Here is a 13,163-nt window from a genome sequence, read left to right as displayed (position 1 = left end):
GAGTTCCGATGCCCCGCCTACCCGACCGCTGCGAAAGCAGCCGCCCGTACAATTTCGTCCTTGGTTTCGGCGTGCCCGCCGCGCTGATGCTGGCACTGCTGATCGGCGACCCCAGCGAACTCGACTTCGCCTTCTCCCGGCTGTTCTACGAGCCGGGCGTCGGTTTCGTCGGCCGACACAGCTGGCTGCTCGAGGACTTCCTGCACGACCGCGTCAAGCAGGCGGTGATCGTCATCGGCGTGCTGGCCATCGCCGGCTTTCTGGTCAGCCTGCTGCCGACGCGCCTGGCGCGCTGGCGCCGCTCGCTGGGTTACCTGGTGCTGGCACTCGGCGTGTCGACCAGCATCGTCACCCCGCTCAAGGCCCTGACCGGCGTGCATTGCCCCTGGAGCCTGACCGACTTTGGCGGCCAGGAGACCTTCACGCCGCTGCTGGCCGAACGCGCACCTACGCTCAAGCCCGGTCGCTGCTGGCCCGGCGGGCACGCCTCGGCGGGCTTCTCGCTGCTGGCGCTGTTCTTCGTGTTGCGCGACCGCCGCCCGCGCCTGGCGCGCTACGCGCTGGGGCTGGCACTGGGCCTGGGCACGGTGATGTCGCTGGGCCGGGTCATGCAGGGCGCGCACTTCCTCTCGCACAACCTGTGGACGCTGCTGTTCGACTGGACGATCTGCCTGGCCTGCTACCGCCTGGTGCTCTATCGGCCGGCGCCGGCTCTGCAAGGTGCCGTCGCCGTCGAGCCCGCGCTCTAGTCAGCCGCCGGAAACGACAAAGGCGCAGGGTGCAGTTGCCCCTGCGCCTTTTTTTCGTCTGGACCTCAGCCGCTGGCTCAGCGATGGAAGGCCTCGGCCCGGTCTTGGTCGACCTGATGACGCCACTCGCGGTCACGCTGGCGCTGCCAGGCATCGCCACGCCGCGACGGCAGGCCACCGCTGCCCAGCGGCAGCGCCTCGCACTGGCGATAGCCGTCATCCCAGCCCTGCGCATAGAGCGGCTGGCTGAGGTAGCGCGACACGTCCTTGCGAAATGCGGCCATGGCGCCGGCGGCCTGGCGGCCGCTGCTGCAACCGGCACCATAGCCCTCGAGGTAGGCCGGCGGATAGCCGTCGCCGGCGAGCTGAGCGGGGTCACCCTGACAGCCCACCAGCACCAGTGCGGCGAACAACAGCGCCCGCGGCGCAGCGGCAGGCCGCCCCGCGCGAGGCCGGGTCGAAGAGCAATCAGGCAAACGGCGCATGAACATCGAATCACCCTGCAGGAGGCGACCGCACGCAGGCAGCGCGCGGCATCCGAGGCAGTCTGCGCGGGGCGCCGTCAGGGTTCCGTCAAACCGGCGTGAATGAAACGTGAAGCCGCGGGCGCCGGCCTGCCACTCGACCAGCGGCGAGGCCGCTGGCTTCAGCCCTCGCGGCGAAAGCTGTAGAACAGGTTCGGCTCGCTGACCACGTAAAGCGTGCCGTCATTGTCGATCGTCACGCCTTCGGGCTGCGGTGCCGAGCGTTTCAGATCGCTGAACAGGCCGTTGAGGCTGCGGTAGCTGAGCATCCGCCCGTCGCCGCTGAGCTCCATCACCAGATGCGACTCGTCGCTGAGCAGAATCAGGTGGCCGGTGGCGGCATCGAAGTGGATGTCCGAAAGGTCGGTGGCGAACACCTGGCCCGTGATCCAGTCGCTGTGGTCGCGCACCTTCAGCTGCAGCCCCCCGTCGAGGCTTGCCGCCACGCCATCGACCTCGTAGAGCTGGCGCGGGTCGCGCTCCTTGACGATGAACATGCGGTCGCCCGCGGCATCGTAGGTCACCCCTTCGAAACCCTTGTTGCCGTTGAGGTTGATGCCCAGGGAAAAGAACCTGGCCTCGGCGCTGTCGATGGTGCGCGGCACGGCCGGCAACTGGAAGATGCTCACCTGCTGGGCCCGTTCGTCGGACACCGCCACGCGCCCGCCGCCCATGTAGGTGAGCCCTTCAATGTCGCCAAAACCCTGCAGCGGATAGCGCTCGAGCAGCTCGCCGGTCTTGCTCAGCGCGACGATTTCGGTCGGCCCACCGTTGACCACGCCCAACAGGCGGTCAAGGTCGGTGTCATAGGTGATGGCCGACAGGTTGCGTGCGATGCCCTCGATCGGCTTGGCGTCGATCTGCACCCGGTAGGCGGGCAGCCAGCGATTGGCGACGCCCTGATCGGTGACGTTCATCTGCCGGGTCAGGTAGAAGTACAGCCGCTCGTCCCAGTGCAACGCCACACCGACGCCCAGGCCGACCAGCAGCGCCAGCAGGCCGAACAGCCGACGCCGGCCGAACCGCAGCTTCAGGCGTTGCCCGGGGTAAAGGGAGATCTGCATCATCGTGGTACTTCCTCGTCCTGGCGCCGCCAGTTCTGTTCGGTAAGGAGCGTCCAGTGCCCGTGCTGTCCCGTTTCATGGCCCGCCTCCAAGGCTGGGCCCGTGCCCTCAAGCGCGACGTCATGGCGCTCTGGTTCTGCGCCCGCCACCCGGCGCTGCCCTGGTGGCTGCGCCTGCTGACCCTGGCCATCGTCGCCTACGCCCTGAGCCCGATCGACCTGATCCCCGACTTCATTCCGCTGCTCGGCTACCTCGACGACCTGCTGCTTCTGCCGCTGGGCATCTGGCTGGTACTGCGCCTGACGCCGCCGCAGGTGCTGGCCGAAAGCCGAGAGCAGGCGCTGGCCTGGGAGGCACGGCGTGCGGCCCGCCCGACCAGTCGCGCCGGTGCCGTGGCAGTCGTGCTGATCTGGCTGCTCGGCGCCGCGCTGGCCGGCTACTGGCTGCTCGGGCAAGGCCGACCATAACCAGCGCCTTGTGAAAAAAACGTAACGGTCGAGCGCCGCCAGAACAGCGCTCGCCGCTTAAGACTGCCTTAAGTTTGCCGCCGCAGACTCCAGCCCAGATTCCTGAACCGAGGTTCCCCGAATGGAACTCCCCTGGGTTGATCACACTGACGTACTGGCACGCATCGGCCGCGAGCGGCCGATGACCCTGCAACTGGCCCAACCCGATCAAGGCGAGCGCCGCATGGCGCTGGAAGCCTTCATCCACCAGCGCTTCGCCGAGCACTACGGGGCGCACGTGAAGCACTTCATGCCTTGCCTGCTTGGCCTGCACGACGAAGACGGCACCGTGCAGGGCGCCGTCGGCCTGCGCAGCGCGCGGCGCCGGCCGCTGTTTCTCGAGCGTTATCTGGACGCACCGATCGAAGAGGCCGTCAGCCTACGCAGCGGCCGGGCGATCCCCCGCGAGGAGATCGTCGAGGTCGGCAACCTGGCCGCCTTCGGCAATGCCTCGGCACGCCTGTTGATCGTCGCGCTGACCGACCTGCTGGTCGCCCAGGGCTTCCGCTGGGTGGTGTTCACCGGTACTCCGGCGCTGCTCAACAGCTTCCAGCGTCTGGCGCTGACGCCGCTGCCCCTGGGCCTGGCCGATCCGGCACGAATGGGCGACGAGCTGCCGGACTGGGGCAGCTACTACGCCAGCCGCCCGCAGGTGATGGCCGGCGAGATCCTGCCCGGCCACCAGCATCTGCTGCAGCTCGGCGTGTACGCCCGGCTTGGCTATCAGCCGCTGTTCGATACCGGCGAGGTGCCCCATGCAGCCTGCAGCTGAACGCTTCTGGACGGCCCTTGAACAGCACAGCGGCATGGCCCTGAGCGAGGGCACGCGCCAGCTGAGCTATGCCGAACTGCGCCACGAGGTCGCCGCCCGTGCCAGCCGGCTCGAAGCGCTCGGCGTCGCGCGCGTCGCGCTGGCCCTGGACAACGGCCTGGAATGGGCGCTGTGGGACCTCGCCCTGCTGCGCGCCGGGCTGGTCTGCGTACCGCTGCCGGGCTTTTTTTCGCCGGCGCAGCAGGCGCACGTGCTGGAGCACGCGGGCATCGATTGCCTGATCGGGGCGACCCCGGCACCGATCGAGCGCAGCGGCTTCACCGCCCAGGAGCCCGGCCTGTACCTGCGTCAGCCGGGCGCCGTCACCGCGGTGCCGCCCGGCACCCTGAAAATCACCTATACCTCCGGCACCACCGGCCAGCCCAAGGGCGTGTGCCTGGATGCACGCGCACAGCTCGCGGTGGCCGAGAGCCTGTGGCAGGCCAGCCTGCCCTGCGCGGTGGAGCATCACCTGTGCGTGCTGCCGCTGGCGACCCTGCTGGAAAACATCGCCGGGCTCTACGCACCGTTGCTGGCCGGCGCCCGCGTCGAGCTGCGGCCGCTGGCCGAGGTCGGCTTCAGCGGTGCGGCGGGCTTCGATCTGCCGCGTTTTCTCGGCACGCTCAACGAGAGCCGCCCGCACAGCCTGATCCTGCTGCCGCAGCTCTTGCTGGCGCTGATCAGCGCTGCCGAGCAGGGCCTGCCGCTGCCACCGGCGCTGCGCTTCATTGCGGTCGGCGGTGGCCGCGTCGCGCCGCAACTGCTCGAGCGTGCCGAGCGTCTCGGCCTGCCGGTGTTCGAGGGCTACGGCTTGTCCGAATGCGCCTCGGTGGTCTGCCTGAACACTCCCGTGGCACGGCGCATCGGCACGGTCGGCCGGCCGCTGCCGCACGTCGAGCTGCGTCTGGCCGAAGATGGCGAGGTGCTGGTCAAGGGCCCGCACATGCTCGGTTATCTCGGTGAGCCGCCGCTGCACGACGACTGGCTGGCCACCGGTGACCTCGGCCATTTCGAGGACGGTTTCCTGGTCCTGCATGGGCGCAAGAAGCACCAGTTCGTCACCGCCTACGGGCGCAACGTCAATCCCGAATGGGTGGAGGCCGAGCTGATCCAGCAGGCGCCGATCGCCCAGGCCTGGCTGCATGGCGAGGCGCTGCCGCAGAACGTCGCGGTGCTGGTACCCCGCCGCGCCGATTGCAGCGATGCCGAATTGCAGGCGGCGGTGAGCCAGGTCAACGCCGGCCTGCCGGATTACGCCCGGGTGCACCGCTGGCTGCGTGCCAGCGAACCCTTCCGTGCCGACAACGGCCTCGCCACGGCCAATGGCCGGCTGCGGCGCCCGGCGCTGCTGAGCCGTTATCGCACCACGCTCGACACCCTTATGCCTTCCCTTCAGTGAGGTCTCTCATGGATTTCTTCGATCAGTTGCAACACCAGACCAGCGCCGAACGCGAGTACCTGCTGGCCTCGCCGATCATTCACGCCGCGCTGGCCGGCACCGCCACCCGCGAGCAGTACATTGCCTTCCTGACCCAGGCCTACCACCACGTCAAGCACACCGTGCCGCTGCTGATGGCCTGCGGTGCGCGCCTGCCCGAGCGGCTCGAGTGGCTGCGCGAGGCGATTGCCGAATACATCGAGGAAGAGATCGGCCACCAGGAGTGGATCCTCAATGACATCCGCGCCTGCGGCGGCGATGCCGAGGCGGTGCGCAACGGCCAGCCCGCGCTGCCCACCGAACTGATGGTGGCCTACGTCTACGACCGCATCGCCCGACACAACCCGGCGAGCTTCTTCGGCATGGTCAATGTGCTCGAAGGCACCAGCATCGCGCTGGCGACCCAGGCCGCCGGCGTGCTGCAGGACAAGCTCGGCCTGCCGGCCAAGGCGTTCAGCTACCTGACCTCCCACGGCAGCCTGGACATGGAGCACATCGAGTTCTTCAAGAAGCTGATGAACCGCCTCGACGACGAGGCCGACAAGGCCGCGGTGGTACATACCGCACGCGTGGTGTACCGCCTGTATGGCGACATCTTCCGCAGCCTGACCGCACCGGAGCACGGCCATGCAGCTGCGTGACACGCGCATCCTGCTCACCGGCGCCAGTGGCGGGATCGGCCAGATACTGGTGGAGCGGCTCTGTGGCGCGGGCGCCAAGCTGCTGCTCGCGGGGCGCTCGGGCGAGGCGCTGGAGTACCTCGCGCAGCGTTTCCCCGGCCAGGTCAGCCTGGTCTACGCCGACCTCACGCGCGCCCAGGACCGCCAGCAGGTGGCCGATGCCGTGCGTCGCCAGGGCGGCGTCGATTGCGTGATCAATGCCGCCGGGATCAACCAGTTCAGCCTGCTCGAGCAGCAGAGCGAGGATGCCATCGCGCGGCTGATCGAAGTCAACGTGACGGCCACGCTGCAGCTGACCCACCTGCTGCTGCCGCTGCTGCACCAGCAGCCGCGGGCACTGCTGGTCAACCTCGGCTCGACCTTCGGTTCGATCGGCTTTCCCGGCTTCACCGCCTACTGCGCCAGCAAGTTCGCCCTGCGCGGCTTCTCCGAAGCGCTGCGCCGTGAACTCGCCGACAGCCGGATCAAGGTGCTCTACATCGCGCCCCGGGCCACGCGCACGGCGATGAACAGTGCCCAGGTGGTGGCAATGAACGACGCGCTGAAAGTCGAGATGGACGACCCGCAGCAGGTCGCCGAGGAAATCCTGCGGGCCATCGTCCGCGAGCGCGAGGAGCTGTACCTGGGCTGGCCGGAAAAGCTCTTCGTGCGCCTCAACGGCATCCTCCCGCGGCTGGTCGACCAGGCGCTGCGCAAGCAGCTGCCGGTGGTCAAGCGCTTCGCCGACGCCGACCGCCCGCGCACCCCGCCGGCCCCTTCAGATACCCTGCCCGGAGATTCCCGATGACCCGCCACCCGTTACTGATCGCCGCACTGCTGCTGACGCTCGGCCAGCCCGCGCTGGCTCTGGAGCCTGCCGGTGCGCAGGCGTTGCACACCCTCCAGCAGCGCTGGGCCGAGATCAACTACCAGACCCCCGAGGCAAAGCGCGAGGCGGCCTTCGCCAAACTCGCCGACGAGGCGAAACAGGCCGTGGCCGCCGAGCCGAATGCCGCCGAACTGCACATCTGGCATGGCATCGTGCTGAGCACCTGGGCCGGCGCCAAGGGCGGCCTCGGCGCACTGGGCCTGGTCAAGCAGGCCAAGGCCGAGTTCGAGCAGGCCATCGAGCTTGATCCGAACGCGCTCGATGGCTCGGCCTACACCAGCCTGGCGAGCCTCTACTACCAGGTGCCCGGCTGGCCGATCGGCTTCGGCGATGACGACAAGGCCGAAGCGCTGTTCAAGCAGGCCCTGGCGCTGAACCCGAACGGCATCGACCCGAACTATTTCCACGGCGACTTCCTGCTGCGCCAGAAGCGCTACGGCGAAGCCCGCGTCGCGCTGCGCAAGGCGCTCGCCGCGCCGCCACGGCCCGGTCGCGAGACGGCCGATGCCGGGCGCCGTGAAGAGGCCCAGCGGTTGCTCGACGAGGTCGAGACCAAGCTGCGCTGATCGCCGTCGTGGCGGCTGCCCTGGCGGACCGCCACGCCCCCTCCCCGGCCGCCCCGGCCGCTGCCATACTCCGCCAGACAAGGGCGCGCCCGGCGCGTCCGCCTGGCTGCTCACCCTTCAGGAGATCACATGCGCCTATTGCTGGTGGAAGACGACCCGGCGCTCGGCGAAGGCATCCGCACCGCGCTCAAGCCCGAAGGCTATACCGTCGACTGGCTGCAGGATGGCGCCAGCGCCTTGCATGCGCTGACCCACGAGAGCTTCGACCTCGCCGTGCTCGACCTCGGCCTGCCGCGACTCGACGGGCTCGAGGTGCTCCGGCGTCTGCGCGCCGAGGCCAATCCGGTGCCGGTGCTGGTGCTCACCGCACGCGATGCCACCGCCGACCGCATCGCCGGGCTCGATGCCGGGGCCGATGACTACCTGGTCAAACCCTTCGATGTCGCCGAACTCAAGGCGCGCCTGCGTGCGCTGCTGCGGCGCAGCTTCAACCGGGCAGAGCCGGTGCTGGCCTACCGCGACATCCTGCTCGATCCGGTCAACCAGCAGGTCAGCTACCAGGGCAACCCGGTCAACCTGCCGCGCAAGGAATTCGTCCTGCTCCACGAACTGCTGGCCCAGCCCGGCCGGGTGCTGACTCGCGACAAGCTGCAGCAGGTGCTCTATGGCTGGGACGAGGACGTCGAGAGCAATGCGCTGGAAGTGCACATCCATCACCTGCGCAAGAAATTCTTTCCCGAGCTGATCCGCACCGTGCGCGGCGTCGGTTATCTGGTGGACAAGTGATGCTGCGGCGCTCGATCCGCAGCCGCACCCTGGCGCTGGTGGTCGGCACGCTGGTGCTGTCGCTGTCGCTGATCTCCTGGCAGAGCTACCGCGACGCTCGCCACGAGACCGAGGAGCTGTTCGATGCGCAGCTGGCGCACAGCGCGCGGCTGGTGCAGGGCCTGGTGGTACGCGATCTCGACAGCGAAGCGCGCCGCCGCCTGCAGCAGGCGCTCGACGAGGCGGCCAGTGTCGGTCGCGGGCTGCCCGGCCACGCCTACGAAAGCAAGCTGGGCTTCAAGGTGTTCGATCGCCAGGGGCAGCTGTTGCTGCAGTCGGCTGGCGCTCCGGAGGGTGAGTTGCGCCAGCTGCTCGATGCCAGCGGCCAGCCGGCCGACAGCGACCTGAGCGAGCCCTTCGCCGGGCTTGCCGCCGGTTATCACGACGTACGCCTCGGCCCGCATCTCTGGCGGCTGTTCCTGCTGCACGACGCGCAGGACGACCTGTGGATTCTGGTCGGCGAGCGCGGCGACGTGCGCGGCGAACTGGTTGGCAAGATCGCCCGCCGCAGCCTGATGCCCGATCTGCTCGGCCTGCCACTGCTCGCCCTGCTGCTCTGGCTCGCCGTGGGCTGGGGCCTGCGCCCGCTGGCGCGCATGGCCGAGCTGCTGCGCAACCGCGACCCGCAGCACCTCGCGCCGCTGCTGCTGGCGCCGTTGCCACGCGAGCTGGAGCCGGTCGCCGCCTCGCTCAACCGGCTGTTGCAGCAGGTCCACCAGCTGCTCGAGCGCGAGAAGCGCTTCATCGCCGATGCCGCCCACGAGCTGCGCACGCCGCTGGCGGTGCTGCGCATTCATGCGCAGAACGCGTTGCAGGCCGAACAGCCGGAGGACCGCGAACAGGCGCTGCAACAGCTCCTGGCGGGGGTCGACCGCACCACCCGTGTGGTCGCCCAGCTGCTCACGCTGGCCCGCCTGGAGCCCAGCGCGCAACGCCTGCGCCTCGAAGCACTGGACCTGCTCCCGCTGTGCCGCGAAACGCTCGCCGAACTGACGCCCTTGGCGCTGGCGCGCGGCCAGGAACTCACGCTCGAGGCGGACGAAAGCGCCGATTACCAGCTCACCGGCGACGCCGCCGCGCTGAGCACCCTGCTGCAGAATCTGGTCAGCAATGCGCTGCAGTACACGCCGGCCGGCGGGCAGATCCAGGTCGGCCTGCAGGCAACGGACGATGCCATCATGCTGCGGGTGGACGACAGCGGCCCCGGCGTCCCGGTCGAGCAGCGCGACAAGCTGTTCGAACGCTTCTACCGTCAGGGCGATGGCCAGGGCGCCGGGCTCGGGCTGGCCATCGTCGCGCGCATCGTCGAGCTGCACGGCGCCAGCATCCAGTTGACCGAGTCGCCACTCGGCGGCCTGCAGGCGGGCGTACGGCTACCGCGACAGCTCGCCGCAGTACAGTCGGTCGCTCGCTAAGCTTCGCTTAAGCTGGCCGCTCTAGACTGTCGGCATTCCCCTACATGGAGTGCGTGAAATGTCCGCTTCGAACCCCGTGGCGCGCTACGGCCGCCTGAGTATCGCCCTGCACTGGCTGATGGTGCTGCTGATCGCCGGCGTCTACGCCACCATCGAGCTCAAGGGCAATTTCCCCAAGGGCAGCGAACCGCGCGAGTTGCTCAAGCAGTGGCATTTCATGCTCGGCCTGACGATCTTCGGGCTGGTCTGGCTGCGCCTGATCGCGCGCCTGCTGAACCCGGCACCGGGCGCGGTTGCCGGTGCAGCCGGCTGGGAAACCGCCCTGGCCAAGCTGGTCCACCTGGCGCTGTATGGCCTGATGATCGGTCTGCCGCTGCTCGGCTGGCTGACCCTGAGCGCCGCGGGCAAGCCGATTCCGTTCTTCGGCCTCGAGTTGCCGGCACTGATAGGCGCCGACAAGGCCCTAGCGGGGGAGATCAAGGAAATCCACGAGACCCTGGCGGTCGCCGGCTACTGGCTGATCGGCCTGCATGCGGTGGCAGCACTGTTCCACCATTACGTGCGGCGCGACGATGTGCTCAAGCGCATGCTGCCGCAGCGCCCATAACGCCTGATCAGCAACTGACGAAGACGCCCGGCGACCGCAGTCACCGGGCGTCTTTTCGTTCAGGCCAGCAGTTCGCTGAACGGCAGGTACTCGATCTGCTCACCGGCTTCCAGCGTGCGCTGGCAGTCGACGATGGCCAGGCCTTCGGCCCAGGTGGCCGAGGTCAGCATGGCCGAGCCCTGGCGTGGAAACAGGCGGACCTGCAGCTGACCATCCACCGCCTCCAGCCGCGCGCGCAGATACTGCCGGCGCACGTTGGCCTTGCGCCAGGCGAAGCCGGCGGGCAGGCGCAGCGGCTGGACGTCCCCCTGCGTGCAACCTTGCGCTCGCAACAGGAATGGCCGCGCCACCACCAGCGAAGTGACCAGCGCCGCGGCAGGGTTGCCCGGCAGGCCGATCCACGGCGTGCCGTCGACCTCGCCAAAGGCCAGCGGCTTGCCCGGCTGGATCGCCAGGCGCCACAAGTGCAGCTCGCCCAGTTCGCGGATCGCCTGCTTGAGATGATCCTCCTCGCCGACCGAAACGCCCCCCGAGGTGATGATCAGGTCGAAGCGACTCGCCGCATCGGCCAGGGCTTCGCGGCTGGCCGCCAGATCGTCGATCAGGATCGGATAGTCGTGCACCTCGCAGCCAAGGCTCTGCAATACACCGAGCAGGCTGTAGCGGTTGGAGTTGTAGATCTGCCCGGACTCGAGCGGCTCGCCCGGCTCACGCAGTTCGTTGCCGCTGGACAGCAGCGCCACGCGCAGCCGCCGGTAGACCTTGACCCGCGCCACGCCAAAGGTCGCCAGCAGGCCGAGTTCCTGCGGGCGCAGACGCTTGCCGGCCTCGAGCAGGCGCTCGCCGGCGGCGGTTTCCTCGCCACGGCGGCGCACGTTGTCGCCGGCAGCCACCGCCGGCAGCCAGATGCGTTCGCCCTCGACGCGGCAGTTTTCCTGGGCGACCACGGCATCGGCACCCGGCGGCAGCGGCGCGCCGGTGAAGATGCGCACCGCATGCCCGGCCGGCAATTGCTGCTCGGCGGCGTCACCGGCGGCGATGCGCCCGGCCAGCAGCAGGGCTCCGCCCTCAGCCGGCAGGTCGGCGGCGCAAAGCGCGTAGCCGTCCATCGCGCTGTTGTCCCAGGCCGGCACTGGAAAGCTCGCCTCCAGCGGCTCGGCGAGCACGCGCCCAAGCGCATCGCGCAGGGCGACCTCTTCCAGCGCAGGCGGCGCCGGCACCCGTGCCAGCAGCTCGGCAATCGCCTCGTCGACCGGCTTCAGGCCGCCAACGTCACAGCCACAGGCGCTCACGAGCGAGGCCCGCAGTAGTCGACCGCGGACGCCTTGAGGTGCGGCACGAAATTGCAGGGTTTGGTGCGGCTGTCCAGCTGCTCGACGAGAATCTTGTTCCAGGCGGTGCGGCAGGCGTTGGTCGAGCCCGGCAGACAGCAGACCAGCGTGCCGTTGCTCATCCCGGCCAGCGCGCGGGACTGCACGGTGGAGGTGCCGATCTCGCCCAGCGAGACATGGCGGAACAACTCGCCGAAGCCGTCGACGGCCTTATCCATCAGCGGCTGCACCGCCTGCGGAGTGTTGTCCCGCGCGGTGAAGCCGGTGCCGCCGGTGATCAGCACCACCTGCACGTTCTCGCTGGCGATCCAGCTGCAGACACGGGCGCGGATCTGCCAGATGTCGTCCTTGACGATGGCGCGCTCGGCAAGGCTGTGGCCGGCGCTGGTGAGGCCATCGATCAGGGCCTGGCCGGAGGTGTCGGTGTCCAGGTTGCGGGTGTCGCTAACCGTGAGCACGGCAATGCTCAGCGGCTGGAATTCGGTGTTCGACAGGTGAGCCATGGCTCGAAACTCCCTTGAAGATGTGTGCGCAGGCTGCACCGGCGCTCAGCGCGAACCCATTCCCCCTTGGAGGTATGCCCGCGCGGCATGGGTGCAATCGGGTCTGACAACGCGGCGAGCGGTTCCACGCCCCAGGCGGGCAAGGCGCTCGGCCGGACCGGGCGAAACCGCTCGATGGTAGCGAATTCGTGCGGCGGCTCGAAGCCCGTCGCGACGGCTTCAGCCACCGCTGGCATTCATGAAGCGCAGCACCTGCACTTCGCCGCCGCTGGCGAACTCGTGACGCAGCGGCTTGCGCTGCAATGCGCCATGGATGGCCTCGATCACCGGCTGGTCGCGCGTCGGGTGGCGACGCAGCAGGCCGCGCAGATCGATGGAGTTTTCATGGCCCAGGCACAGCAGCAGACGCCCTTCGACCGTCAGCCGTACGCGGTTGCAGGTGGCGCAGAAGTTGTGTGAATGCGGCGAGATGAAACCGACGCGCGTCTGCGGATGCTCCGGCAGGCGCACATAGCGCGCCGGCCCACCGCTCTGCTCGGCGGAGTCGATCAGCGCATGGCGCTCGGCGATCAGCGCCTTGACCTCGTCGCTGGAGCAGAAGCTCTCGCCGCGCGAACGGCCGACGTCGCCCAACGGCATTTCCTCGATGAAGCTGATGTCCAACCCGCCGCGAATGGCGAAGTCCACCAGGTCGGCGACTTCCTCGGCGTTGCGCCCCTTCATTACCACGGCGTTGAGCTTGATCCGTTCGAAGCCGGCGGCTCGCGCCGCGTCGATGCCGTCGAGCACTTGCTGCAGGTGACCGGTGCGGGTGATGGCGTGGAATTTCTCGGCATCCAGGCTATCGAGGCTGATGTTCAGGCGCTTGACCCCGGCGCGGGCCAGCGGCTCGGCCAGCTTGACCAGCTGCGAGCCGTTGGTGGTCATCACCAGCTCACGCAGACCGGGCAGCGCGGCAATGCGCTCGCAGAGTCCGACGATGCCCTGGCGCACCAGCGGCTCGCCGCCGGTGAGCCGAATCTTCTTCACACCCAGGCCAACGAAGATGCGCGCGATGCGCTCCAGCTCCTCCAGGCCGAGCACCTGCTGGCGCGGCAGAAAGGTCATGTCCTCGGCCATGCAGTAGACGCAGCGGAAGTCGCAGCGGTCGGTGACCGACATGCGCAGGTAGTCGATCTGGCGGTTGTGCGCATCGCGTAGGTGAGTCATCGAGGACCTCTGAACTGCATAGGGTGGATGACGCTCGTTTATCGCCAGGCCGCGCCCGATGGTAGCC

15 protein-coding genes are annotated in these 13,163 nt (G+C 68.8%); 10 read left to right on the top strand and 5 right to left on the bottom strand.

Translation table 11 applies throughout. From position 1 onward, the window contains the following. Positions 1–86 precede the first annotated feature (86 nt). On the top strand, positions 87–749 hold the full coding sequence (locus CL52_RS03725) for a phosphatase PAP2 family protein (RefSeq protein WP_376748555.1): 663 nt from the start codon (positions 87–89) through the stop codon (positions 747–749). Between the two features lie 77 nt (positions 750–826). Here CL52_RS03725 and CL52_RS03720 read toward each other — a convergent pair whose 3' ends face one another. Both CL52_RS03720 and CL52_RS03715 read right to left on the bottom strand, forming a co-directional pair. Further along, positions 827–1,240 carry a hypothetical protein gene (locus tag CL52_RS03720; protein WP_235366396.1) on the bottom strand — a complete coding sequence of 138 codons (414 nt, stop codon included), beginning with the start codon at positions 1,238–1,240 and terminating at the stop codon, positions 827–829. A 155-nt stretch (positions 1,241–1,395) separates the two neighbouring features. Further along, a complete protein-coding gene (locus CL52_RS03715) occupies positions 1,396–2,337 on the bottom strand; it encodes an SdiA-regulated domain-containing protein (RefSeq protein WP_043222919.1) in 942 nt (313 codons plus the stop codon). 77 nt (positions 2,338–2,414) lie between these two features. Here CL52_RS03715 and CL52_RS03710 point away from each other — a divergent pair, with 77 nt between their 5' ends. The 9 genes from CL52_RS03710 to CL52_RS03670 all read left to right on the top strand — a co-directional run bounded on the left by CL52_RS03710 (position 2,415) and on the right by CL52_RS03670 (position 10,053). Further along, entirely contained in the window at positions 2,415–2,804 is a 390-nt protein-coding gene (locus CL52_RS03710; RefSeq protein WP_061337042.1) for a YkvA family protein, read from the top strand. Between the two features lie 121 nt (positions 2,805–2,925). Beyond that, the gene (locus tag CL52_RS03705; protein ID WP_041103728.1) at positions 2,926–3,615 is read left to right on the top strand and encodes a thermostable hemolysin; all 690 of its coding nucleotides are present in this window, start codon (positions 2,926–2,928) and stop codon (positions 3,613–3,615) included. Further along, entirely contained in the window at positions 3,599–5,053 is a 1,455-nt protein-coding gene (locus tag CL52_RS03700; RefSeq protein ID WP_043218586.1) for an AMP-binding protein, read from the top strand. Before CL52_RS03705 ends, CL52_RS03700 begins: the two co-directional genes overlap by 17 nt. An 8-nt stretch (positions 5,054–5,061) precedes the next feature. After that, the gene (locus CL52_RS03695; protein WP_041103724.1) at positions 5,062–5,733 is read left to right on the top strand and encodes an iron-containing redox enzyme family protein; all 672 of its coding nucleotides are present in this window, start codon (positions 5,062–5,064) and stop codon (positions 5,731–5,733) included. Further along, positions 5,720–6,559 carry an SDR family oxidoreductase gene (locus CL52_RS03690; protein WP_043218584.1) on the top strand — a complete coding sequence of 280 codons (840 nt, stop codon included), beginning with the start codon at positions 5,720–5,722 and terminating at the stop codon, positions 6,557–6,559. Before CL52_RS03695 ends, CL52_RS03690 begins: the two co-directional genes overlap by 14 nt. Beyond that, complete coding sequence (locus CL52_RS03685; RefSeq protein WP_043218581.1) at positions 6,556–7,206, top strand: tetratricopeptide repeat protein; 651 nt, start codon at positions 6,556–6,558, stop codon at positions 7,204–7,206. The genes CL52_RS03690 and CL52_RS03685 overlap by 4 nt, the downstream gene beginning before the upstream one ends. 129 nt (positions 7,207–7,335) lie before the next feature. Further along, positions 7,336–7,992, top strand: coding sequence for a response regulator (locus CL52_RS03680; RefSeq protein WP_041103718.1), 657 nt, complete (start codon positions 7,336–7,338; stop codon positions 7,990–7,992). Then, a complete protein-coding gene (locus CL52_RS03675; protein ID WP_041103716.1) occupies positions 7,992–9,446 on the top strand; it encodes an ATP-binding protein in 1,455 nt (484 codons plus the stop codon). The genes CL52_RS03680 and CL52_RS03675 overlap by 1 nt, the downstream gene beginning before the upstream one ends. Positions 9,447–9,504: 58 nt before the next feature. Next, positions 9,505–10,053, top strand: a complete 549-nt coding sequence (locus CL52_RS03670; RefSeq protein WP_041103714.1) for a cytochrome b — start codon at positions 9,505–9,507, stop codon at positions 10,051–10,053. A 59-nt stretch (positions 10,054–10,112) separates the two neighbouring features. Here the strand turns inward: CL52_RS03670 and CL52_RS03665 are convergent, their stop codons facing one another. The 3 genes from CL52_RS03665 to moaA all read right to left on the bottom strand — a co-directional run bounded on the left by CL52_RS03665 (position 10,113) and on the right by moaA (position 13,096). After that, positions 10,113–11,345, bottom strand: a complete 1,233-nt coding sequence (locus CL52_RS03665; protein WP_043218579.1) for a molybdopterin molybdotransferase MoeA — start codon at positions 11,343–11,345, stop codon at positions 10,113–10,115. Next, entirely contained in the window at positions 11,342–11,887 is a 546-nt protein-coding gene (gene moaB, locus CL52_RS03660) for a molybdenum cofactor biosynthesis protein B (protein WP_043218578.1), read from the bottom strand. Before moaB ends, CL52_RS03665 begins: the two co-directional genes overlap by 4 nt. Before the next feature lie 219 nt (positions 11,888–12,106). After that, a complete protein-coding gene (gene moaA, locus CL52_RS03655; protein WP_043218577.1) occupies positions 12,107–13,096 on the bottom strand; it encodes a GTP 3',8-cyclase MoaA in 990 nt (329 codons plus the stop codon). Positions 13,097–13,163: the final 67 nt, after the last annotated feature.

This window comes from Stutzerimonas balearica DSM 6083 (assembly GCF_000818015.1).
In the GTDB taxonomy this organism is placed as follows: Bacteria; Pseudomonadota; Gammaproteobacteria; order Pseudomonadales; family Pseudomonadaceae; genus Stutzerimonas; species Stutzerimonas balearica.
This window is presented reverse-complemented; position numbering and strand designations above follow the sequence as displayed.